General features: G+C 67.3%; 22 protein-coding genes and 1 pseudogene. 16 read left to right on the top strand and 7 right to left on the bottom strand.

Going from position 1 to position 21763, the window contains the following annotated elements; translation table 11 throughout:
• Positions 1-22 precede the first annotated feature (22 nt).
• Entirely contained in the window at positions 23-742 is a 720-nt protein-coding gene (gene phbB, locus BLW05_RS09200; protein ID WP_093161906.1) for an acetoacetyl-CoA reductase, read from the top strand.
• A 7-nt stretch (positions 743-749) separates the two neighbouring features.
• Here the strand turns inward: phbB and BLW05_RS09195 are convergent, their stop codons facing one another.
• Both BLW05_RS09195 and BLW05_RS09190 read right to left on the bottom strand, forming a co-directional pair.
• Positions 750-2393 (bottom strand): mechanosensitive ion channel family protein, encoded by a 1644-nt coding sequence (locus BLW05_RS09195; protein WP_093161904.1) that lies wholly within the window; start codon positions 2391-2393, stop codon positions 750-752.
• Between the two features lie 105 nt (positions 2394-2498).
• The gene (locus tag BLW05_RS09190; protein WP_093161902.1) at positions 2499-3851 is read right to left on the bottom strand and encodes an MBL fold metallo-hydrolase RNA specificity domain-containing protein; all 1353 of its coding nucleotides are present in this window, start codon (positions 3849-3851) and stop codon (positions 2499-2501) included.
• 196 nt (positions 3852-4047) lie between these two features.
• Here BLW05_RS09190 and BLW05_RS09185 point away from each other — a divergent pair, with 196 nt between their 5' ends.
• From BLW05_RS09185 to BLW05_RS35900, 5 genes are all read left to right on the top strand, one after another.
• Positions 4048-4608: a BPSL1445 family SYLF domain-containing lipoprotein gene (locus BLW05_RS09185; RefSeq protein ID WP_093161900.1), complete on the top strand. Its 561-nt coding sequence runs from the start codon at positions 4048-4050 to the stop codon at positions 4606-4608.
• Positions 4609-4702: 94 nt separating this feature from the next.
• Positions 4703-5257, top strand: a complete 555-nt coding sequence (locus tag BLW05_RS09180) for an arsenate reductase/protein-tyrosine-phosphatase family protein (RefSeq protein WP_256330131.1) — start codon at positions 4703-4705, stop codon at positions 5255-5257.
• 129 nt (positions 5258-5386) lie between these two features.
• The gene (locus tag BLW05_RS09175) at positions 5387-5914 is read left to right on the top strand and encodes a universal stress protein (RefSeq protein ID WP_093161899.1); all 528 of its coding nucleotides are present in this window, start codon (positions 5387-5389) and stop codon (positions 5912-5914) included.
• Positions 5915-6008: 94 nt separating this feature from the next.
• On the top strand, positions 6009-6224 hold the full coding sequence (locus BLW05_RS09170) for a YgaP family membrane protein (protein WP_093161897.1): 216 nt from the start codon (positions 6009-6011) through the stop codon (positions 6222-6224).
• Complete coding sequence (locus BLW05_RS35900) at positions 6221-6367, top strand: hypothetical protein (protein WP_177142597.1); 147 nt, start codon at positions 6221-6223, stop codon at positions 6365-6367. Before BLW05_RS09170 ends, BLW05_RS35900 begins: the two co-directional genes overlap by 4 nt.
• Here BLW05_RS35900 and BLW05_RS09165 read toward each other — a convergent pair.
• The 4 genes and pseudogenes from BLW05_RS09165 to BLW05_RS09150 all read right to left on the bottom strand — a co-directional run.
• Positions 6354-7043: an ABC transporter ATP-binding protein gene (locus BLW05_RS09165; RefSeq protein WP_256330130.1), complete on the bottom strand. Its 690-nt coding sequence runs from the start codon at positions 7041-7043 to the stop codon at positions 6354-6356. The genes BLW05_RS35900 and BLW05_RS09165 overlap by 14 nt on opposite strands.
• Positions 7036-8289: an FtsX-like permease family protein gene (locus BLW05_RS09160; protein WP_256330129.1), complete on the bottom strand. Its 1254-nt coding sequence runs from the start codon at positions 8287-8289 to the stop codon at positions 7036-7038. The genes BLW05_RS09165 and BLW05_RS09160 overlap by 8 nt, the downstream gene beginning before the upstream one ends.
• Positions 8286-9620 (bottom strand): efflux RND transporter periplasmic adaptor subunit, encoded by a 1335-nt coding sequence (locus BLW05_RS09155; RefSeq protein ID WP_256330128.1) that lies wholly within the window; start codon positions 9618-9620, stop codon positions 8286-8288. Before BLW05_RS09155 ends, BLW05_RS09160 begins: the two co-directional genes overlap by 4 nt.
• 199 nt (positions 9621-9819) lie before the next feature.
• Positions 9820-11670, bottom strand: a pseudogene (locus BLW05_RS09150) (adenosylcobalamin-dependent ribonucleoside-diphosphate reductase); the annotation flags it as partial.
• Between the two features lie 168 nt (positions 11671-11838).
• On the opposite strand from BLW05_RS09150, the gene BLW05_RS09145 reads away from it, so the two are divergent.
• The 7 genes from BLW05_RS09145 to BLW05_RS09120 all read left to right on the top strand — a co-directional run bounded on the left by BLW05_RS09145 (position 11839) and on the right by BLW05_RS09120 (position 19242).
• Complete coding sequence (locus BLW05_RS09145; protein ID WP_093161891.1) at positions 11839-12297, top strand: universal stress protein; 459 nt, start codon at positions 11839-11841, stop codon at positions 12295-12297.
• A 7-nt stretch (positions 12298-12304) separates the two neighbouring features.
• Positions 12305-13141 carry an HAD-IC family P-type ATPase gene (locus tag BLW05_RS36390; RefSeq protein ID WP_256330125.1) on the top strand — a complete coding sequence of 279 codons (837 nt, stop codon included), beginning with the start codon at positions 12305-12307 and terminating at the stop codon, positions 13139-13141.
• Positions 13081-14868 carry a magnesium-translocating P-type ATPase gene (mgtA, locus tag BLW05_RS09140; RefSeq protein ID WP_256330124.1) on the top strand — a complete coding sequence of 596 codons (1788 nt, stop codon included), beginning with the start codon at positions 13081-13083 and terminating at the stop codon, positions 14866-14868. Before BLW05_RS36390 ends, mgtA begins: the two co-directional genes overlap by 61 nt.
• Positions 14869-14955: 87 nt before the next feature.
• Positions 14956-16995 carry a PAS domain S-box protein gene (locus tag BLW05_RS09135; RefSeq protein WP_256330123.1) on the top strand — a complete coding sequence of 680 codons (2040 nt, stop codon included), beginning with the start codon at positions 14956-14958 and terminating at the stop codon, positions 16993-16995.
• A gap of 126 nt (positions 16996-17121) precedes the next feature.
• Positions 17122-17796, top strand: a complete 675-nt coding sequence (locus BLW05_RS09130; protein WP_093161888.1) for a Rossmann-fold NAD(P)-binding domain-containing protein — start codon at positions 17122-17124, stop codon at positions 17794-17796.
• 109 nt (positions 17797-17905) lie between these two features.
• Positions 17906-18391, top strand: a complete 486-nt coding sequence (locus BLW05_RS09125) for a universal stress protein (protein WP_093161886.1) — start codon at positions 17906-17908, stop codon at positions 18389-18391.
• Positions 18392-18414: 23 nt separating this feature from the next.
• A complete protein-coding gene (locus BLW05_RS09120) occupies positions 18415-19242 on the top strand; it encodes a universal stress protein (RefSeq protein ID WP_093161884.1) in 828 nt (275 codons plus the stop codon).
• Positions 19243-19273: 31 nt separating this feature from the next.
• Here the strand turns inward: BLW05_RS09120 and BLW05_RS09115 are convergent, their stop codons facing one another.
• Positions 19274-19924, bottom strand: a complete 651-nt coding sequence (locus BLW05_RS09115) for a BON domain-containing protein (RefSeq protein ID WP_093161883.1) — start codon at positions 19922-19924, stop codon at positions 19274-19276.
• A gap of 220 nt (positions 19925-20144) precedes the next feature.
• Between BLW05_RS09115 and BLW05_RS09110 the strand changes: the two genes are divergently transcribed.
• The 3 genes from BLW05_RS09110 to BLW05_RS09100 all read left to right on the top strand — a co-directional run bounded on the left by BLW05_RS09110 (position 20145) and on the right by BLW05_RS09100 (position 21757).
• Entirely contained in the window at positions 20145-20537 is a 393-nt protein-coding gene (locus BLW05_RS09110) for a CBS domain-containing protein (protein ID WP_093161881.1), read from the top strand.
• Positions 20538-20550: 13 nt separating this feature from the next.
• Positions 20551-20970 carry a hypothetical protein gene (locus BLW05_RS09105; RefSeq protein ID WP_143044801.1) on the top strand — a complete coding sequence of 140 codons (420 nt, stop codon included), beginning with the start codon at positions 20551-20553 and terminating at the stop codon, positions 20968-20970.
• Between the two features lie 136 nt (positions 20971-21106).
• Positions 21107-21757, top strand: coding sequence for a BON domain-containing protein (locus tag BLW05_RS09100; RefSeq protein WP_093161878.1), 651 nt, complete (start codon positions 21107-21109; stop codon positions 21755-21757).
• The last annotated feature ends 6 nt before the right edge of the window (positions 21758-21763 follow it).

The following is a 21763-nucleotide window of genomic DNA, read 5'->3' as shown; positions in this document are numbered from 1 at the left end:
TGACCACCCAAGGGAGACCTGAATGCGCACCGCACTCGTCACCGGCGGAACGGCCGGCATCGGAGCAGCCGCCGCGCAGGCGCTGGCGGCGGCCGGCTATCGCGTGGCCGCCAGCTACGGTTCCCACGCAGATGCCGCAAGCCGCTTTTCCGAGCGCACGGGCATTCCCGCCTTCGCATGGAATGTGGCCGACCCCGTCGCGTGCCGCGAGGGCGTTGCGCGCGTGGAAGCCGAACTCGGCCCCGTGGACGTGCTGGTCAACAACGCCGGCATCACCCGCGACGCCATGCTGCACAAGATGTCGGACGCGCACTGGCGCGAAGTGATCGACACCAACCTGGGCGGCTGCTTCAACATGTGCCGCGCGGTGATCGAAGGCATGCGCGAGCGCCGCTACGGACGCATCGTCAACATGGGTTCGGTCAACGGCCTTTCCGGCCAGGCCGGCCAATGCAACTACGCGGCGGCCAAGGCAGGGCTGATCGGCTTCACGAAATCCCTCGCCCTGGAGGGCGCCTCGCGCAACATCACGGTGAACGTGATCGCACCCGGCTATACGGACACCGCGATGGTCGGCGCGGTGCCGCCCGAGGTCCTCGCCGGAATACTCAAGACGGTGCCGGTCGGCCGTCTCGCGACCCCGGCCGAGATCGCGCGTGCGGTGGTGTTTCTCGCGTCGGAAGATGCGGGCTTCATCACCGGCATCACGTTGTCGGTCAACGGCGGCAAGTACATGCCTTGAGATGCCCCTAGGAAGCGGCAGATACCGGTGTCACCGGTGTCACCGGTGTCACCGGTGACGCCGGCGCCGCATACCACTGCCCCTTCGGCACCACCACCGGATGCTCCGGCTGCCCCAGGAAGTGCGGCGACATGATCTGCACGCCGTGCTCGTTGAAGGCATCCTGGATGCTCGCGTGGAGGGCCGACAGGACCGGAATGCGGTCCGCCGGATTCTCGATGCTCGCGAACAGCTCGTACTCCACGTAGAAGTCCGACAGTGCCCGCTGATAGACATAAGGCGCCGGCGTCGCGCGCACGCCGATCGTCCTGCCCGCCGCTTCGATCAGCAGCGCGTGCACCTGGCGCCACGGCGCGTCGTAGCCGATGGTCACCTTGGTGCTCAGCAGCGTGCCAAGCGTGCCCGAGAGCTTGGAGTAGTTGTGGATGGGACTGGCGATGACCACCGAATTGGGGATCGTGATCTCGTCGTTGCGCACGTTGGTGACCTTGGTCGCGAGCGCGGACACCTCGGTCACGACGCCCTGCACGCCGTTGATGTCGACGAAATCGCCCTTGTGCAGCGAGCGCGAGTACACCACGACCATGCCGCTCATGAGTTGCGTCACCAGCCCGGTGGATCCCAGGGTGACCATCAGGCCGAAGAGGACCGAGAGCCCCTTGAACACATCGCTGCTCGCGCCGGGCAGGAACGGATAGGCCACCGCGATGCCGACGCACCAGACGAAGAGCGTGAAGATGCGACGGGTCGCGCCGACGGTCTCTGGATGGAACATCGGCAAACGCAGCCGGCCCTTCTGCAGCGCGTCGAAGAGATAGCCCAGCAAGTCGACGATCACACGGGTGAAAGCCAGGACGAGCAGGACGGTGGCGAGTCCCGGCAGGCTGTCCAGCGCTCCTTCGGCCAGCCAGGAGATCTTGAGTACAAGCCAATCGCCCAGATCGTGCGCAATCGGCGCCGTGGCAACGAAGCTTGCGAGCACGAACTGCGCCCAGGAATAAGTGAGCGCAAGCACGATGAACCATTGGAGCACCTGCAGGATGCCGACCGCGAGCCGCGCGAGGAACTCGCGCCAGTCGACATAGGTAAAGCGGGCCGCCAGGACATCGCGCCTTTTCTCCATGAACGCCACGCTTCGGGCCATGCCTCGATGGGCCACCCAGACCAGCACGCAGAACAGCAAGGTCGCACCGATCGCCCGTGCCAGGCCATGGAGCAGCATCGGCCTGCTGCGCATCTGCCCCCATGCGCCATGGACCTCTTCCATGCGCCCCTGCGTCTGCTTGACGAGCGCGCCGAAATCCTGCTTCGCCTCCGGGTCGACATCGCCCTCCACCACTGAAAACAGCGGGAGGTCGCCGAGCAGGAACTGCACGCCACGCGTATCGCCGGACTGGAACTGCACCGTGTTGATCGGCAAGGCGATGGCCTCGTCCGGAAGCGCCTGCAGTCGCTCGCGAGCGCGCCGCACGCGCGACTGGGGTGTGAAGCCGCCGATTCGCGCCCGCATCGTCACGATGTCGCGATTCAGTATGCGCAGTGTCACGGCGTCGTCCGGCTTCTCCGCGTCTCCGGCCGCCGCGCAGGCAGTACCGGACGCGAACAGCCAGCCGACGAAGAAGGCCATCAGTATCGAAGTGATCCTGCTCATGGTCGGATCGATGCTAGGCGGGCAGACCTGGTTGGCGATTGATCTGGATCAAGCCGCGCCGGCCAGCGGCGCAGTGCAATGAACACGTTCGTCAAGGCGATCCGGTCAAAGGGTCACCGTCTGGCCATAGTCCGGCACGCTGGCCTGCCAGCCGAACCGCTCTTCGATCGCCAGGCGCAGCGCATCGGCAGCGACCGGCTCGCCATGCGTCACGAACACGCGTTTCGGCGCAGGCAGACCGTCCAGCCAAGCCAGCAACTGGCCGCGATCGGCATGCGCCGAGAGCATGTCCAGCCCGACGACTTCGGCACGCACGGGCACGTACGCACCATGGATCTTGATTTCCCTGGCCCCGGCCAGCATCGCCGCGCCGCGGGTCCCGGCGGCCTGATAGCCGGTAAAGAGGATCGTGCTCCTGGGATCCGGCGCATACGCCTTCAGGTGATGCAGCACACGCCCGCCTGTCGCCATCCCGCTCGCCGAGACAATGACCGAGGGAAAGCTCAATCCGTTGAGTCGTTTCGACTCCTCGAGCGTGTTGACGAATTTCACCTCCCGGCCCAACGCGGCGCACTGGCCCGCATCCAGGTGGTGCTGGTCCGAATACCGCCGCAGGATGTGCGTCGCGTCGGTCGCCATCGGACTGTTGAGGTACACCGGCAGATCGGGAATCCGGCGCGCAGCCTTGAGCAGATGGATGCAGTGCAGCAGCGTCTGCGCCCTGCCCACCGCAAAGGCGGGCACCAGGACGATGCCGCCCCTTGCGGCCGTCCGACCGATCACTTCGGCGATGGCCGACAAGGTATCCACCTTGGGATGCACGCGATCGCCGTAGGTGGACTCGATGACCACGTAGTCGGCGGGCTCCGGCCGCTCGGGGGGACGCATCACCAGGTCGTCGTCCCGGCCGAGATCGCCGGAAAAAAGAATGCTGCCCCCCTTCCAGGCGATATGGATGCTCGCGGCGCCCAGAATGTGCCCGGCGCGTCGCAGTCGCCAGGTCCAGCCCGGCCAGGGCGAGTGCACCTTGTCGAAATCCAGGACCTCGAAGCGCCCGAGGGCGGCACGTGCTTCGTCCTGCGTGTACAGGGGCAGCGCGGGCCTGTGGCGGGAGTGGCCGTGGCGATTGGCGTAGTCGGCCTCCTCTTCCTGCAGATAGCCGGAGTCGGGCAGCAGCAACTCGCAGAGATCGCGCGTGGCCCGGCTGGCATAGACCGGGCCTTTGAATCCAAGCTTGATCAGGCGCGGGACGAGGCCGCTGTGATCGAGATGCGCATGCGTCAAGAGAATCGCATCGATCTCCGAGGCCTTGACCGGCAAGGCCTCCCAGTTGCGCAGCCGCAATTGTTTCAGGCCCTGGTAGAGCCCGCAGTCCACGAGGAGCCGCCGGCCCGCGTGCTCCAGCAGGTATTTCGATCCGGTGACGGTATCGGTTCCGCCGAGAAACTGGATGCGCATGGTGACTCCTGTTTGTCGTCGAGCTTGGCACACGGCACCACGCCACGGTTGACCTTCGTCAATCCTTGCGCGACCGATTCGAGCGCCAACGCCCGGCGGACAGCCGATTCGATTGATGCGCATCAAACCTCGCCGGACGCCGGAGCGATGCAATGTTGCGGTAAGCGGATCCCGTCCACAACAGAAGGAGACAGTCATGGACAAGCGTTCATTCTTGGCACTCGGCCTCTCGGGGCTGGTCACTGCCGCATGCTCCACCACCTCCAATCCGGGCGATCAGGCGGCCAAGCGAACCAGCATCGACGCATCGGTCGATTCGGCGCTTTCCTCACTCCACGCCCAGGTGCCGGGCTCGCGCGAGCTGACGGCCAAGGCGAAGGGCGTGCTGGTGTTCCCGTCCGTGATGTCTGCCGGCCTGGGCGTTGGTGGCTCCTACGGACAAGGCGCCCTGCGCGTCGGCGGCCGGTCCGCCGGCTACTACAGCACGACCGGCGCGTCGGTCGGCTTCCTCGCCGGCGCCGATTCGAAAGCCGTCTTCGTGCTCTTCATGACGCAGGGAGCGCTCGACAAGTTCGTCGCGAGCAGCGGATGGACTGCCGGTGCCGATGCGTCGGTCACCATGGCCAAGGCTGGTGCAACCGCCAGCATCGACACGCAGACCGCGCAGCAGCCGGTCATCGGATTCGCATTGAGCAATGGGGGCCTGATGGCCAATCTGAGCCTGGATGGCACCAAGGTCAACAAGATGGCCTTGTGATGCCATGCGACCCAACCGAGGCCGTGCTGGCCTCGTCATTGGTGGCATCGCTCTCCCAGGCACGGATGCGGCGTGAGCTGACGGCGTGACGAACATGAAGACCATGGCCCAAGGTCAAGGTTCGATAGGCGGCACCGCGACGGGAGCAAGGATCAATCCGCAGCGCTTCGTTGTGTTTTTTGTGTCGCGGCGATGTTCCTTGCGAAGCGTTCTGGCCGAGGCATGCCTGACGCATCTCTGCGAAAAGCGCTTCGCCGCATATTCGTGTGGCGATCCGCACCGCCTTGAACGCGAGATCCATCCTGCCGCCGTCCGTGCCCTCGCGAGCGCAAGCATCCCCCTTCGATGCCAGCCGCGCCAGAACTGGAATGATCTGTCCAGCCTGGGCGCACCCAAGGCAGATTTCGTCATTACCCTGGACGAAGACACGCTGGCCAGGCAGCCAAGATGGCCAGGCCAACCCAATTCAGCGCTGTGGGCGCTGTCCGACATCGCGGAGATCTCCGACCCCGAAGCGCTCGCTCATGCGTCGATTCAGACGCTCCATGTCCTTCGGCGCAGGCTGGAGTTGCTGGTCAACCTGCCGCTGCGCAGTCCAGACAGGGCGGCATTCCAAATGGACGTGCGCGACATGGCCTTCATGCTCTAGGTGCACCTCCGCCGGACAGCCGCGCACGCTTGACTCACACGTCGCTCGCGGTTTGCGCGGCGTCAATCCGCGCGATGCCCCGCGTGCTGATACTGGGATTCTTCCGGACACCATCGCAAGGAGCATTCCATGTATCAGAACATCCTCGTTCCCGTCGACGGCAGCGCGACCTCGATGCGGGGTCTCGAGCAGGCCATCGGAGTGGCGCGGCTCACCAACGGCCGGATCCGGCTGCTCCACATCGTCGACGAGCTGTCATTCGCACTCGCGACCGATGCCTATGCGGGCTACGCCGGCGAATGGATGAGCGTGCTGCGCGAGAACGGCACCAAGCTTCTGCAGGAGTGCCTGCAGAAGGTCGAGGCCGCGGACATTTCCGTGGATACCGTGCTGCGCGACAACCTCGACGGCTCGGTGCACGAGCTCGTGACGAAGGAAGCCGCGAACTGGCCCGCCGATCTGATCGTGTTGGGCACCCACGGCCGGCGCGGCGCGAAGCGTGTCTTTCTCGGCAGCAGCGCCGAGAACATCCTGCGGACCTCGCCCGTCCCCGTCCTGCTGGTGCGCGCTCCGGAGGACGCGGCTCCGGACGAAACGAAGTCCGCAGCCGAACGCAAGCGCGTCAGTCTGCCCAGCGGGGCGCTGTCGTTCGAATGAGGACGTTCGCTCCGCGGCAAACATTGATCCACCTCAATGAGCCCGCGGGCGAGCCGGCGCAGGATGACATGGCAATGATGAAGGAGCCATCGCCATGAGTCGCAATGTCGGAACCATCGATCGCGTGTTGCGCATCACGCTCGGACTGGTGCTGATCGCACTGGCCTTCGCAGGCACGGTGGGCCCGTGGGGCTACATCGGCCTCGTGCCGCTGCTGACGGGCCTGGTGGGGCGTTGCCCGGCCTATTCACTGTTCGGCATCCGGACCTGCAGCGCGGGCGACGCTCCAAACCTGACAGGCAGACCATGAAACTCACAGCGCCGCCGTCATCGCGGCCCGCCCGGGGGGCCACTTCCTTCCTGTGGACGGTCGCCGCGACGCTTGCCCTGTTGGGCGCAGCGGTGGTCTGGCTCGTGTTCGACGCCCTGATCGCGCTGGTCACGCGGGATTGAGAAGCAGCCCGTCGACGACCCGCACGATGCGGTCGCACCGCTGCGCCAGCGCCGCGTTGTGGGTGACGAACAGCACGGCCATGCCCTCCTTCCGATTGGCGTCTCGCAGCAGCGCGAACACCGAGTCGGCGGACTGGGTATCGAGATTGCCGGTCGGCTCGTCGGCGAGCAGCAGGCGCGGATTCATCGCCAGCGCGCGCGCCACCGCCACCCGCTGCTGCTGGCCTCCGCTGAGATTGGTCGCCAGGTTGCCGCGCCATTTCGAAAGGCCCACGCTGTCCAGCAGCGCGGTTGCCCGGGCGGCCATGCTCCGGTCGATGAAGCCCGCGCCCCCGATCATCGGCATCATCACGTTCTCCATTGCCGTGAAGCCCGTCAGCAGGTTGTGATACTGGAAGACGAAGCCGATGCTGTGCCCGCGCAGGCGGGTGATCGCATGGTCGTCCAGGCCCACGGTTTCCTCGCCGCAGATGCGCAGCGAACCCGCGGTCGGCCGGTCGAGCAGGCCGATGATGTTCAGCAGCGTGCTCTTGCCCGACCCGGACGGCCCCATGACCGCGCAGAACTCGCCGGGCACCAGATCGAGGTCGATGCCGTGCAGCACCTCGGTCTCGATCGGCAGGCCGACGTTGAAGGCCTTGCGCACGCCGCGCATTCTGACGACCGGCTCAGCCACGGATCGCCACCACCGGATCGAGGCGCGCCGCTCGCAGCGCGGGCGCGAAGGCCGCCGCCAGGCCGGTGAGGGTGGCGAGCAGCATCGCAGCGAGGAACAGGCCCGGCTCGATCTGCACCGGGAAGAAGGGCGTGCCGTCCGGATTGCGCGCATAGCGCTGCCACAGCCACAGCGCCAACAGGGCCATCGCGCAGCCGCCCAGGGAGCCCATGAGGCCCAGCAGGCCGCCCTGCACCAGGAACACCCGCAGCACCTGCCCGCGCGAAATGCCCATCGCGCGCAGGATGCCGATCTCGCGCGACTTCTGCACCACGGACACCACCAGCACACTGGCGATGCCGAACGCCACCGACAGCCCGACGAAGAAGCGGATGGTGGTGTTCGAGGTCTTCTGTGCCTGGACGGCGGTGAAGAACTGTGCGTTGGTCGTGATCCAGCTGTCGGCCTCCACGCCGGTGGCGGCCGTGATATCGCGGGCGATGTCCTCGGCGGCATACACGTCCTGCACGGTCACGTCGATGCTGGAGACGCCGCCGACCAGCCCCAGCAGGCTTTGCGCGGTTCGCAGCGCCACGTAGGTGGTGCGCTGGTTGGCGCCCTTGTTGCCGAGGTCGAACACCCCGGTCACCGTCAGCGTGTTGTCGCTGCCGGCGGCGGTGGACACGCGCACCTTGTCGCCCACGCTGGCGCCAAGGTCGCTGGCGAGGTCGATGCCGATCAGGATGTCGGTGTTCGTCAGGCGCGGCGAGCCATGCACGATCTTGTCGGGAATGGTCACGATGCGGAAGTACACCTGCGGATCGACGCCGATGAGACTGATCGCCCGGCTCGCATTGCCGCGCACCACCAGCGCGGACCCGCTTGCGGATGGCGAGACCAGGACCACGCCCTGCATCGCCTGGATCTGCGCCGCGATCGACTGCCACTGGTCGATCGACTTGATCCGCTGCAGGGGCGGCTGCACGATGGCATCGTCATGCAAGCCACTCTCCTTGCTGCCCCGCTGGAGCACGCGCGCGACTTCCTTCGGCGGCAAGAGCTGGATGTGCGACTGCGCGGTCAGGACCCGGCGGATGAAGTTCGCCTGCAGTGCGACCAGCAGCGCCGACATGAAGACGATCACCGCGACGCCGATCGCGATGCCGACGATGATCAATGCCGTCTGCATGCGTCCCTCTCGCAGAAAGCGCAATGCCACGATCCATTCGAAGGGAAGGCCGCGCTTCATGGCAACGCGAACCCTCACGCGCCGGACTCGACGCGCACACGGGGCCGCAGGCGCGAGCCCTCGGCGATGTCGGGCGTCGACGCCGGCACGACGAGATCGCCGGGCTGTAAGCCCTCGAGCACTTCGCTGAGGCCGCCCGAATGCAGGCCGAGCTTCACGCCCTGGCGCCTGGCGTGGTGCCCGTCGACTTTCAGCACCCAGGGTTGGCCACGATCGGCATCGCGCACCGCATCGCTCGCAAGGAGCACTGCCTGGCTGCGGAAGGCCGTGCGAATCTGCACCGACACGGTCATGTCCTGACGCAGGCTCGCCGGCGGATGCGGCACGGCAAGCTTGACTTCGATCGAGCCGCGCTGAACGTCCACGCCGGGATTGATGTAGACCAGCTCTGCCGCGAAGTGCTGGTCGGCGTAGGCATCGGCCGATGCCACGGCCTGCTGGCCCAACGCGAGCAGCGCCAGGTTCTTCTCGTCGATCTGCACCACGAGCTGCGTCTCGCCGGCCGGCGAAAGCACCATCAGTGTCTTGCCCGGCTGTACCACGTCGCCGGGCTCCACGGAACGATCGATCAACGTGCCGGCCACCGGCGCGGCGATGGTCGTGTAGTTCAGGCGCGAATGCGCGGCTGCGGCAGCCGCATGGGCCTCGGCCAGCGCCGTGGTCGCCACGGCGTAGTCGCTGCCACCGGGCTGCGCACTGGCGAGCTGGCTGCGGGCCGAACGCACCTGCGCCTCGCTGACGTCGAGCGTCTTCTTCAAGTCGTCCAGCGCGGCCTGGCCGATGAAGCCCTGGTCGCGCAGCGCCACGTTTCTGCGCCACTGCGCACGCGCGTTCTCCGCGCCGATCTCGGCCTGCCGGAGGGCCTGCGCGGCCACGGGCGCCTGTACTTCGCGCAGCAGTCTCAGGCGCGCTTCGGCCTGCTGCACGGCCGCGTCTGCCTGGGCCGCGCCCGCAACCCATTCGGCATCGACGAGACGGATGAGCACCTGACCGGCGGCGACCTCCTGGCCCTCCTCCACCGGCACCGCCCTCACCTCGCCGGCGAGCTGCGCGCCGATGTTCACCCGGTGGGGCGCCTCGACATGCCCGCTGGCCACCACCGACTGGACGAAATCGCCGCGGACCACCGGCGTGACCGCGACGCGGGGTCCCCAGAGGACGCGCGGCCCGAACGCGATGGCCGCCGCGATCAGCGCAAGCGCGGCCAGCGCCATCGGTGCACGGCGCCGGAGCATGGCGAAGAAGCCCGGGCGCGGCGCTGGCGGAGGCACGGGCGCAACCGGCGGCGCGGCTGCTCGGGTGACGAGGTCGCCCGGATGAACATCGGAGGACGAGGGATCGAGCTTCATGCGGCGGCACCACATCGAACCGGATTCAGGCACCCCAGCGCCAGTCGAGGACCCGCCACCACACATCCAGCAAAGAAAAGTCCTCGGACTGCGTTCCGTTGTTCGATCGGAGGGGCACGACAAGCTCCTGTGATGCCGGGAAGTTAACGCCCCCGGTCGCCTGTTCCCTTGCGCGTCGTCAAATGCAGTGCCTCGGTATGAGGCGATCGTCGAGCGCCGCCGTGTCGGCGCTCTTGGGCCGCTGCGCATCCGGGACGCCCGTCGCGCTGAGCACGGCGCCGAGCACTGGATTCGGCCGGTAAGTTGCCAGGCCCTTGAGGCCCGACTTCCATGCGCGCATATACAGGCCCTGGAAGTCTTCGTAGCGGTAGTCGGCCGGCACGTTCACGGTCTTGGAGATTCCCGAGTCGATCATCGGGCCCACCGCAGCCACCATTTCCACGTGCGCCTCTGCGCTGATCTCGAGCGCAGTGACGAAAGCGGGCGTCAGCGGCACACCCTCGCCCTTGAGAAGCCGGTAGAGACGCCAGGCGTGATCCTCGACGGGATAGTCGGTGAAGCCGCCGTCCGGCATGCGCCTGCGGCGCCTGTAGGTCCACGCGTACGCGGGCTCGATCCCGTTGCTCGCGTTGTCCGCAAACGCGATGCTGATCGTGCCCGTGGGAGCGATCGACAGGAGGTGCGAGTTTCGAATGCCGGTCGCGGCGATGCGTGCCCTGAGCGTCGCCGGCAATCGCGAAGCGAAGGTCCCGCGGCTCAGGTAGAGGTCGGCGTTGAAAAGCGGGAAGGCGCCGCGCTCGGCCGCGAGGTCCACGGAGGCACCATAGGCCGCGTCGCGCATGACCTGCGCGATGCGCCGGGCCGCGTCCCGCGCAGCAGCCGTGTCATAGCGCAGATTCAGCATCACCAGCGCGTCCCCCAGACCGGTGAAACCCAATCCGATGCGTCGCTTGTCGCGGGCTTCGTCGTGCTGTCTCTTCAGCGGCCAGACCGATACGTCCAGCACGTTGTCGAGCATGCGCACGGCGATCGCGGCGAGGCGCGCAAAGCCATCCTCGTCAAATCGCGCATCCGCTTCGAAAGGCGACCGCACGAAGCGCGTGAGATCGATCGAACCGAGACAGCAGCAACCGTACGGCGGCAGTGGCTGCTCGCCGCAGGGATTCGTGGCTGCGACGGCCTCACAGTAGGAAAGATTGTTGTCGAGGTTGATGCGGTCCAGGAAGAGCACGCCCGGCTCGGCATGATCGTAGGTCGACTGCATGATCTGCGCCCAGAGCCCGCGCGCCTGGATCGTTCGGTAGACCCACAAGCCGTCCTCGCGTTGATGCGCGGCCTCGGCGCGGTAGCGGGGACCGGGTTCGGCACGGTGCACGAGATCGAATGGCGTGTCGTTCTCGACCGCCTTCATGAAGGCATCGGTGAGCCCCACCGACATGTTGAAGTTGGACAGATCGCCCTTGTCCTTGGCATGAACAAAGGCTTCGATATCCGGATGGTCGCACCGGAGCACACCCATCTGCGCGCCTCGCCTTGCCCCCGCCGATTCCACCGTCTCGCAGGAGCGGTCGAAGACTCGCATGTACGACACCGGACCCGATGCGACCGACTGGGTGCCCCGGACCCAGGCGCCAGCCGGGCGGATGCGCGAGAAGTCGTAGCCGACACCGCCGCCGCGGCGCATCGTCTCGGCGGCCTCGGTGAGGGCGACGTAGATGCCGGGATGGCCGTCCTCTTCGGCCGCGATCGAATCGCCCACGGGCTGCACGAAGCAATTGATGAGCGTCGTCGAAAAGGCAGTGCCCGCGGACGACTGGATTCGACCGCCGGGGAGAAAGCCGTCCTCGAGCGCCTGGAGGAAGCGCGCTTCCCAAAGCACGCGACTCGAGGCAGTCTCGGCCTGCGCGAGGGCGTGGGCGACCCGACGCCGGACGTCTGCGGCGCTGCGCTCATCGCCCTTCGCATACTTCTCGAGCAGCACATCCTCGCTGATCTGCTGTGCAGGAAGCATCGGCGCCGGCGGCGCAACATGGCTGGCCTCGGTAGGCATGGCAAGGCGATTCCCGAATCGAGGGGATTCAATGATCCGTCGCAAGCGCCGCGCGAAACTTGATCGAGCGCAAGTGCTGCGCCGCACCAACGGCCAAGAATTCCTCACTCGCCACAGCGGCCGGTGGCGAGCGGATCGTCCATCGAAGCGGCCAAGGAAAGCGCAGCCATGTACCACCGAATCCTCGTCCCCATCGACGGCAGCAAAACTGCGGCGCTAGGCCTGCAGGAGGCCATCCGCCTGGCCGCAGAACAGAAGTCCGGCCTGCATCTTCTCCATGTGATCGACGACTTTCCGATGCTCGTGGAGATGGCGAATGTCGTTGCCTACAACAACGTCATTCACTCCCTGCGCGAGTATGGCGAGAAGCTGCTCTCCGACGCGCGGGCGCTCGCGGCCAAGTCCGGCATCCAGGCCGAGGTGGCCTTGCGCGAGGTGACCGGAGGACGTGTCGCCACCATCGTGCTCGCAGAAGCGAAGGCCGCCGGCTGCGACCTGATCGTGATGGGAACGCACGGCCGCCGGGGCGTCAGCCGCCTGACGCTGGGCAGCGACGCCGAACTGGTGGTGCGCGCCAGTCCGGTTCCGGTCCTGCTGGTGCGGCATCCCGGCGAAGAACCCGCCTAGCCGCGACGTGAGCGACCCGGATCCTACTTCCGCCTGGTGGCTCGAGCCCGCGCCCGCGGCGACGCAAGGGCTGTCCCGGTCGGAGGCGCAGGAGCGGCTGGCGCACCATGGGCCCAACACGCTGGAGTCGAGCCACCAGCGTCCACTCGCACTGCAGTTCCTCGCGCGCTTTCGCAACCCGCTCGTGCTGGTGCTGCTGGCCGCCAGCGCCGTGTCGGCGGCGACCGGCGACGCCGCCAACTTCTTCATCATCATGGCCCTGGTGCTGCTCAGCGTGACGCTGGACTTCGTCCAGGAACACCGGGCCGACCGCGCTGCGCAAAAGCTGCGCGAGTCGGTGGCCTTGCGCGCCACGGTGATTCGCGACGGGCGGCAGCAGGAGCTGCCGGTGTCGGCGCTGGTTCCCGGCGACGTCGTGCTGCTCGCCGCGGGCGAACGGATTCCGGCCGACGGCAGGCTGATCGAGGCGCGCGACTTCTTCGTCAACCAGGCGTTGCTGACCGGGGAGTCCTACCCCGTCGAGAAGCGACCGGGCGAACTCGATCGCGGCGCGACGGAGCTGCAGCAGGCCGCCAACGCGGTGTTCATGGGAAGCTCGGTCGTGTCCGGCAGTGCCCGCGTGCGCATCATGGCGACCGGCGCCGCCACCGCACTCGGCGAGGTGGCCCACAGCATCCAGTCGGAGCCGCCTGCCACAGCGTTCGAGGTCGGCATGCACCGCTTCGCCATGCTGCTCGTGCGCGTGACGCTGTGGATGGTGCTGTTCGTCATGCTGGTCACCTCGTGCTGCACCGGCCGCTGCTCGAATCCTTCCTGTTCGCCGTCGCGCTGGCGGTGGGCCTGACGCCCGAGCTGCTGCCGATGGTGGTGACCGTCACGCTCTCGCGCGGCGCATTGCGCATGGCGCAGCGCCGCGTCATCGTCAAGCGCCTGCCCGCGATCCAGAACCTGGGCGCCATGGATGTGCTGTGCACCGACAAGACGGGCACGCTGACGGAGGCCCGGATCAGCCTCGAGCGCTGCATCGATGCGGACGGACAGGACAGCCAGCGCGTGCTGATGCTGGCCCACCTCAACAGCGTCTTCGAAAGCGGCCTGAAGAGTCCGCTCGACGAAGCCATCCTCGCCCGCGAGATCGACACCGGGGCCTGGACCAAGATCGACGAGGTGCCGTTCGACTTCGAGCGCCGGCGGGTGTCGGTGCTGGTCGATCGCGGCGATGCGCGCTGGCTGGTCGTCAAGGGTGCGCCGGACGACGTCATCGCCGCATGCAGCCACCACGAGATCGACGGCGGCGGCTCGCGCACGCCGCTGGACGCCGCCGCGAAGGAGCGCCTGCAGGCGCAATGCCGCGACCTGGAACGTCAGGGCCTGCGCGTGCTCGGGGTGTCGTGGCGCGAGGTGCCCAGCGATCATTCCCATGCCGACGTGCGCGACGAGACGGACCTGGTGTTCGCCGGGTTCGCGGCGTTCATCGACCCGCCCAAGGCCGGCGCGGGCGAAGCGCTCGCGGCCCTGGCCCGGAGCGGCGTCGCCGTGAAGATCGTCAGCGGCGACAGCGAACTCGTGGTGCAGCACCTGTGCGAGCTCCTCCACATTCCGGTGACCGACGTGCTGACCGGACGCGAGATCGCCGCCATGGACGAGACCGCGCTGCGCGCGCGGGTCGTCAAGACCAATCTCTTCTGCCGCGTGAATCCGGCGCAGAAGAACCGCATCATCCTGGCGCTGAAAGCACGCGGGCGGGTGGTCGGCTACCTGGGCGACGGGATCAACGATGCGCCGCCGCTGCGATCGGCCGACGTCGGACTGACCGTCGACACGGCGGTCGACGTGGCGCGCGAAGTGGCGGACGTGGTCATGCTGGACCACGACCTCGGGGTGCTGCACGACGGCGTGATCGAAGGCCGCCGGACCTTCGGCAACGTGATGAAGTACATCATGATGGGCACGAGCTCCAACTTCGGGAACATGCTGAGCATGGCGGGCGCTGCGCTGTTCCTGCCCTTCCTGCCGCTCTTGCCCACGCAGATCCTGCTCAACAACATCCTCTACGACGTCTCGGAAGCCGCGATCCCGCTCGATCGCGTCGATGCCGCCGACCTGCGCCGCCCCGGGACCCTGGACATGCAGTTCATCCACCGCTACATGTGGCTCTTCGGGCTCATCAGCTCGGCGTTCGATGCGCTGACCTTCTGGGTCCTGCTGGGCATCCTGCATGCCGACGTCACGCTCTTTCGCACCGGCTGGTTCATGGAGTCGCTGATCACCCAGGTGCTCGTGATCTTCGTGATCCGCACCCGCGACCGGCCCTGGCGCAGCAAGCCGGCCGCGATACTGGCGGGCAGTTCGCTGGTGGTCGTGGCCGTTGCGCTGGTGCTTCCATACACGCCGCTCGGGCACCTGGTCCAGCTGGAGCCGCCGCCCGCCGTCTTCTTCGCGTGGCTCGCTGGCATGGTGGCGACCTACCTCGTGCTGGTGGAGATCGCGAAGCGCTACTTCTACCTTCACCTCGCGTCCAGGGGGAGCCATCGACTGCCCGCCCACCGGTCGCGGGCGCGTCCGGCTTGATCCCGTTGTCGTCTTCCGGACGCGCGACTACCATCTTTCACGCACTCAACCCCGCCGGGCGCGGGCCGGCCCATGACCGGACGCTCTATGAACGAAGCCCCAGAGATCGACGAAGGTACGGTTTTCCGCTCGCTTTTCGCAGCCTATCCGGATGCGCTCCTGCTGGTCGATCTGCAGGGCGTCATTCGCCTGGCCAATCCCGCCGCGCTCGCGCTGCTGGGCTATGAAACCGACGAGTTGCTGGGCCAGAACGTCGATGCCCTCGTGCCCGATGCCATCCGCCCCCGCCATGCGGCGTACCGGGACGCCTATGCCGCGCAACCGCGCGCTCGCCCGATGGGAACGCAGATGGACCTGGTCGCCAGGCGGCGCGATGGGCGGGAGGTGATGGTCGAGATCGCCCTCAGCCCGCTGCAGGACCACGGCCTGCCTTACGTCGTGGCGGCCATCCGCAACGTCACGGAATATCCGCGCGTCAAGCAGGCGCTCCTGCGGGCGCGTTACGCAGAGCACCTCGCCAGGTTCGGGCGGCTCGCCGTCGAGGCCCGCGAATCGGAAAGGCTTCTGGCCGAGGTGCCGGCCGTTGCCGCCGACGCGCTGCACGTGGAGATGGCCGAGATCCGGCTGCTCGAGCCGGATGGGCTCAGGGTCCGGGTCGCCGCCGCCATCGGCCCGGATTCGGCGCAAAGGATCGGACAGCGGCTCCCGATCGAGGTGGGCTCTGCGCTCGAGATCGTCCTGACCCAGGGCCGGGCCGCCGTGGCGGGCGACAGCGATGGCCATGGCGGCGTGAAATTCCAGTTGACCCCCAGCGATCGCGAGGCGGGCGTCGTCTGCAAGCTGCTGGTGCCGCTGGCCGACCGGGGCCGGACGATCGGGGCGCTGGCCGTGCGTTCGTGCAACCGCTACGCCTTCGGCGAGGACGAGCTGAACTTCCTCCAGTCGCTGTCGAGCATGCTGGCCACGGTCCTGCAGCGCGCCAGCAGCGAAGACGCGTTGACCCATGCGCAGCGCCTCGAATCGGTCGGCCAACTGACCGGCGGCATCGCGCACGACTTCAACAACCTGCTGACGGTGATCTCGGGCAATCTCCAGATCCTGCGCGACGTGCCCCAGTGCGCTTCGGATCCGCTGGTGCAGCCCCTGGTCGACGCGGCCATCCGTGCGACGCAGCGCGGCGCCGAGCTCACCGCCAAGCTCCTGGCCTTCTCGCGCCGCCAGGTGCTCCAACCCACCGTGGTCGACCTCGGCGTTCTCCTGCGCTCGCTGACGGGCATGCTGCGCAGGACGCTGGACCAGCGCATCGCGATCGAGCTCGACGTTGCCGTCGACCTGCTGTGCACGGCCGATCCCATGCAGCTCGAGTCCGCGCTCCTGAATGTCGCGCTCAATGCGCGCGACGCCATGCCGAACGGGGGGACCCTGAGGTTCAACTGCCATGTGGCCGCGGCGAAACCACCGGAACTCGAGTCCTGGGAGGCGAACAGGGAAGGCTACATCGCCCTCGAGATCTCGGACACCGGTGAAGGCATGCCGGAGGCCGTTCGGGAACGGGCATTCGAACCGTTCTTCACCACGAAGGAAAGTGGACGCGGCACCGGGCTCGGCCTGTCCACCGTGTACGGGTTCGCGCGCCAGTCGAAGGGGGCGGCAACCCTAGACAGTGCGCCGGGCCAAGGCACTACGGTCACCTTGTTCTTGCCACGCGTGGGGCATGGCGATGTCCAGGCCGAAAGACAGGACGCCAGCCCCGCAGCGCATATCCCCAAGGGCTTGAAGGTCCTGCTCGTCGAGGACGATCCGGAAGTCGTCGCGGTCGTCCGGCAGTTCCTGACATCGATGGATCTCGAAGTGCTGCCCTGCGCAAATGGTGAGCAGGCCCTGCAGATACTGGAGAACCAGTCGGTCGACCTGCTGCTGACCGACGTCTTCCTGGGGCCCGGCCTGCGGGGCACCGAAGTCGCGGCCAAAGCCCGGCGCAGACACCCTGGCCTCCCGGTACTCCTGATGTCGGGCTATTCGCGAGAACTGCTCGAAGAGCGAAACGGGTGGGAAGTGCTGGCGAAGCCCTACACCCGCGCCGAACTCGAACGCGCCATTGGCCGGGTGCTGAGCCAGGTGCAGTGAATCGGGGTGGTTGTGCTCGCGCAGGAGCGCGCGAATTTGCGCGGCGTCAAACGCGCTCGGCGCAACCGGCGTAGCGTTCCTCACGTGAGCAACTTTCAAGCTGTGCGATCTGCAGCGGACGCTCCCTTGTCTTCCGCCAGCAAGATCGCCTCACTCATCGCGACCGCTGACAAGCTGCGGCAATCCCCGGGCGCGCCGTTGCGCGGCCGGAATCTCGCGCTGCTTCATGCGCGTGCGGAGGGGGCTTCCAGGAATTCGCCGCTTCAAGGCGCCGCCGAGGAACTCGGCGCGCGGGTGGCCCTGTTGAATTTCGCCCATCCGCCCAGCCCTACCGAAGCCAGCAGCGACGTCGTCGCCCTGGCCCGCATGCTCGGCCGCATGTACGACGGGATCGATTGCCACGATCTGGACGCCGCGGTGCTCCGTTCGATCGAGCTGCATGCCGGCGTCCCCGTCTTCCCGGGCCTGGCACTCGACACCCATCCGGCCCGGGTCATCGCTGACCTGTGGGCACTCTGCGAGCGACAGACGCCAGCCGAGCGACGGATCGTCTTCATCGGAAACGGACGCAGGCCGCGGGCCCGGATGTTCGTGGCGGCGGCCCGCACCATGGGCGTGGCGATCCTCGCGAAATCGCGCGCAGACCCCGGAAGCGAAGGAGCGTCGGCGATCGCGGACGCCTCCCAGCCCAGGCACTGGGTCCTCTGGATCGACGGGACCGCCATCGACCGCGACGCCGTGCAGGAAAACCACCGCCGGATCATGCAGGCCATCCTGGTCCACACCCTGGTCGGCGCCTGACCCCCTTGCCCCGGGCGGCGCGATGCGCCTGTCTTGCGCCAGATCAAGCGCTCCCCGGGGTGCGCTTTCGATACTGCACGCATCGCCCATTCATCCCGAAGGAGCCTCCATGTACCAACGAATCCTGGTCCCCGTCGATGGCAGCCCGGTCTCCAATCGCGGACTCGAAGAGGCCATCCAGCTGGCCAAGCTGGCGCAAGGCCGGCTTCTTCTGGTCCATGTCATCGACGAACTGTCGCTGGCCCTGGCGATGGATGCGCAGTCCGGCCGGGCTGGAAGCTACCTGCAGAGCGTGCGGGACGACGGCGCGCGCGTGCTCGAGGATGCAAAGCGCAGCGTCCAGGCGGCGGGCGTCGAGGTCGAGACCGCGCTGCACGAGCGCTACGGCGCCACCGTGTACCCCGCGGTCATCACCGAGTCCTCGGTCGACGAGATCGTCATCGCCGAAGCCAAGCGTTTGAAGGCGGACCTGATCGTCATCGGCACGCACGGACGCCGCGGCGTGTCGCGGCTCATGATGGGCAGCAGCGCCGAGCGGATCCTCCGGTCCGCGCCGGTGCCGGTGCTGCTCGTGCGGGCATCGGACAAGCCGTAGATCCAACGAATCCGGGACAGGCCATGACCGATCTTCAATCCTTTCTCGTGCACCTGGACGGAACCCGGCGCGCCGAAACGCGCCTGGATCTCGCGCTGCGACTTGCGCTTCCCTGGCGGGCCCGCGTCAGCGCCCTGTTCGCCGTCGAGCGGAGCCATCTCCCCTTGCTGCCCGTGGGGCCCGGCATCCCGCCGTTGCCGCCCGACATCAGGATGGAGGCCGAGCACCGCCGGCATGCGCTGGCGGTCTACGACCAGGCCAGCGTCGTGTCGGGCCAGCCCTGCGAATGGCTGGATTCGGACGGCGCCCCGGTGATCGAGACCTTCACGCAGCGGGCACTCCTTGCCGATCTTCTCTTTCTGGGACAGTGGGATCCGGACGACCCCGCGAGCGCCGACGTGCCCGCCGACTTCGTCGAGTCCGTCGTCATCGGCAGCGGGCGCCCGGCATGGATCGTCCCCCATACAGGCGAGCTGGCCCGCTCGCCGGACGTCGTCCTGCTGGCATGGAAACCCACGCGCGAATGCGCGCGGGCGCTTGCAGCGGCCATTCCCTTCCTGCAGAACGCGAACCACGTCCATCTCGTCGAAGAGGACGGGGACGAGATGCAGCCGCTGCCGGTGAAGGTGCGCGACTACCTCCATCTGTATGGCATCGAGCGCGTGCATGAGCACGCACGGCTCACGTCGGAAGATGCCGGGGAGCAACTCCTGTCGATCGCCTCCGACTGCGACGCCGATCTGCTCGTGATGGGCTGCTATGGACACAGCCGCGCACGCGAACTGCTGCTGGGGGGCGTCACGCGGACCGTTCTGGACTCCATGACGCTCCCCGTGCTCATGGCGCACTGAACACGCGCTGAACGAAGGCGCCCGGGGGCGCTCAGTTCAGGACCTTCAGTTCGTTGACGACGCTCGTGACCCCCACCGCGGACCATGCGGCACCCTGCGCTGCCGAACGCTCCGCCCACGAGTGGACGGTGCCGCGCAGTCTCGCCTCGGATCCGTCGATCGCCACGTCGATGTGCTGCGCGTCCTGCTCGGCCTGGCGGACCAGCGCGTCGCGAATCTTGGCCACCACATTGGCATGCGCGGGCCGCTGCCTGATCTCGATGTCGTTGCTGACGCCGACCACGCCCGTGAGCGACCGCACCGCACGCGCTGCGGCATGGCGCTGGTAGTCCCATTCGACGTCGCCCTTGAGCGTGATCCATCCTTGCTCGACCCGGAGGCTGATGCCCGCCGGCACCTGCGCACTCCATGTCAGCGCATCTTCCGCGGCCGCGGCGATCTCGGAATCGCTTCGCTTGTGGCTCGGCGCGAGCTTGACGTCCAGTTCGACCGCCAGCGCCCTCACGCCCTGCACGCGCTGGATGGCACGTTCCACCAGGAACTTCTCTCCGTAGGTGCCGAGGTGCCCGGTGAGCGTGACCACGCCGTTCTCCACCAAGACCCCGATGTGGGCCGCATTGATCGCCGGGTCCCACTCGAGTTCGCTCTCCACGTCCTTCTTGAGTTGCGCATCCGTCTTCATGATCGACCTTTCAGTGGCGTTGTGCCTGTGGGCATCGTATGAAGCGGCGGCCGCCCCCCGGTTGATTCATCGCAACCCGGAGCGCGGTCGGCTTCACGCGAGTCGATCGAAACTTGATGCGCATCAACAGAGCGTTTGGGGAAGATCAAGGCATGCCGCGCACGGCATCACTAGCATGGTTGCATCGACCCGAGGACTTTCAGCCTCGCAAGGAGCCGTCATGAACCAACCCATCTCATCCCTGATGCAACACCCCGTCACCAGCGTCGGCATGGACGACACCGTGGCGCAGGTGGAGGCCCTGATCGCGGAACTGCACCTGACCTGGGTGCCCGTGCTGGAGCCGTCGAAGCGCGATGTGGCCGGCGTCATCAGCGCCACGGACCTCGTCGCCTTTCACGTGCAAGGCCGCGATGCCGTGGCAACGCGTGCATGGCAGATGTGCAGCTACAAGCCGGTGGTGGTGGATGCCGAGACGCCGATCGCCATGGTTGCCGCCCTGATGGTCGAGCGCGGGATCCATCACGTGGTCGTCACCGACCGCAACGGCATCGCCGGTGTCGTGTCGTCGCTCGACTTCGTGCGCACCTTCCTGCCCGACGAGCGGCGCTGATCGGGGGCACGTCATGCAAATGCCCGCTTTGCGCCTCGCGTCGGCCGTGCTCCTGAACGCGCTGTGCGCAGTCGCCCTGGCGCTGCCGGCCGCATCGCCCGTTCTCGCCCCGGGCGCGCATGTCAGCGGAGGCATCGGCGAGGAAGACCAGCAACGCATGCAACTGAGCCGCACCCTCTACAACCTGCGGCTCACGTTCGCGGAGACCGGCACGGGCGCCTACCTCACGGGCGTCGACGTGCTCATCGAGCCTCTGGGGCCGGGGCGCATGCTCGGCCCCTTCAAGGACAGCGGCCCGCTCCTCTACGTGGTCCTGGCGCCCGGTGCCTACCGGGTGCGTGCGACCTACCGGGGCATCGTTCGCACGATCAACGTGCGGATCGCCAAGGGCACGTCCGCTGCGACCCTCTACTGGCCGATCCTGCCCGATTGAATTGCCTTGCAGCCGCCGTCGCGCCGGGTTGATCCAACGCAAGACGACGCGATCCGAAGCCACCTAGAGTGGGGTCGAAGCGTGTCGCTCCTTCCGTTGGAAACGCTTCAATCTCACTGAACGAAAGGAAAGTCACATGCGATCCGATGCACAACTCAGAGGTGACGTCGAGGCCGAACTTGACTGGGAACCCGCGGTCAACCCCGCGCACATCGGCGTGATCGCCGCAGACGGCATCGTCACCCTGACCGGCCATGTCGCCAGCCACGCGGAGAAGTACGCCGCCGAGGCCGCGGCCCGGCGTGTCAAGGGCGTCAAGGCGCTGGCGGTCGAGATCACCGTCAAGCTGTCCCCCTCCGATACACGGTCCGATGCAGACATCGCCATGGCGGCCGAACGCGGCCTCGAATGGTCGGTGCTCGTGCCGACCGGCAAGATCAAGCCGATGGTCGAGAACGGCTGGGTCACCCTCGACGGCGAAGTCGAGTGGGACTACCAGCGCCGGGCGGCCGAACGCGCGGTGCGCAACCTCATGGGCGTCACCGGGGTCACGAACGCGATCAAGATCATCCCGAAGGTGAAGACGGTCGACATCGAGAAGCGGCTTCACGACGCGCTCTCGCGGCAAGCCAGCCGCGAGGCCGACCACATCCAGGTCACCGTGGTGGGCTCCGAGGTCCACCTGAAGGGCAAGGTCCATTCATGGGCCGAGCTGAATGCGGTGCAGGGCGCGGCCTGGTCGGCGCCCGGCGTGCGGTCGGTGGTCAATGACCTGACCATCGACTGAGCCCCG

Source organism: Variovorax sp. YR216 (assembly GCF_900107745.1).
Classification (GTDB): Bacteria; Pseudomonadota; Gammaproteobacteria; order Burkholderiales; family Burkholderiaceae_C; genus Variovorax.
Note: the sequence above shows the minus strand (reverse complement) of the source record. Positions and strands in the feature narration are given on the sequence as shown.

Bases quoted from the DNA above. Each gene is read 5' to 3' on its own strand.
- BLW05_RS09180 (WP_256330131.1), top strand. From the start codon at position 4,703: ATGAAGACCATGGCCCAAGGTCAAGGTTCGATAGGCGGCACCGCGACG.
- BLW05_RS09175 (WP_093161899.1), top strand. From the start codon at position 5,387: ATGTATCAGAACATCCTCGTTCCCGTCGACGGCAGCGCGACCTCGATG.
- BLW05_RS09170 (WP_093161897.1), top strand. From the start codon at position 6,009: ATGAGTCGCAATGTCGGAACCATCGATCGCGTGTTGCGCATCACGCTC.
- BLW05_RS09125 (WP_093161886.1), top strand. From the start codon at position 17,906: ATGTACCAACGAATCCTGGTCCCCGTCGATGGCAGCCCGGTCTCCAAT.
- BLW05_RS09100 (WP_093161878.1), top strand. From the start codon at position 21,107: ATGCGATCCGATGCACAACTCAGAGGTGACGTCGAGGCCGAACTTGAC.
- BLW05_RS09190 (WP_093161902.1), bottom strand. From the start codon at position 3,851: ATGCGCATCCAGTTTCTCGGCGGAACCGATACCGTCACCGGATCGAAA.
- BLW05_RS09135 (WP_256330123.1), top strand. From the start codon at position 14,956: ATGAACGAAGCCCCAGAGATCGACGAAGGTACGGTTTTCCGCTCGCTT.
- BLW05_RS09105 (WP_143044801.1), top strand. From the start codon at position 20,551: ATGCAAATGCCCGCTTTGCGCCTCGCGTCGGCCGTGCTCCTGAACGCG.
- BLW05_RS09195 (WP_093161904.1), bottom strand. From the start codon at position 2,393: ATGAGCAGGATCACTTCGATACTGATGGCCTTCTTCGTCGGCTGGCTG.
- BLW05_RS09145 (WP_093161891.1), top strand. From the start codon at position 11,839: ATGTACCACCGAATCCTCGTCCCCATCGACGGCAGCAAAACTGCGGCG.
- BLW05_RS09185 (WP_093161900.1), top strand. From the start codon at position 4,048: ATGGACAAGCGTTCATTCTTGGCACTCGGCCTCTCGGGGCTGGTCACT.
- phbB (WP_093161906.1), top strand. From the start codon at position 23: ATGCGCACCGCACTCGTCACCGGCGGAACGGCCGGCATCGGAGCAGCC.
- BLW05_RS09110 (WP_093161881.1), top strand. From the start codon at position 20,145: ATGAACCAACCCATCTCATCCCTGATGCAACACCCCGTCACCAGCGTC.
- BLW05_RS35900 (WP_177142597.1), top strand. From the start codon at position 6,221: ATGAAACTCACAGCGCCGCCGTCATCGCGGCCCGCCCGGGGGGCCACT.
- BLW05_RS09120 (WP_093161884.1), top strand. From the start codon at position 18,415: ATGACCGATCTTCAATCCTTTCTCGTGCACCTGGACGGAACCCGGCGC.
- BLW05_RS09115 (WP_093161883.1), bottom strand. From the start codon at position 19,924: ATGAAGACGGATGCGCAACTCAAGAAGGACGTGGAGAGCGAACTCGAG.
- BLW05_RS09155 (WP_256330128.1), bottom strand. From the start codon at position 9,620: ATGAAGCTCGATCCCTCGTCCTCCGATGTTCATCCGGGCGACCTCGTC.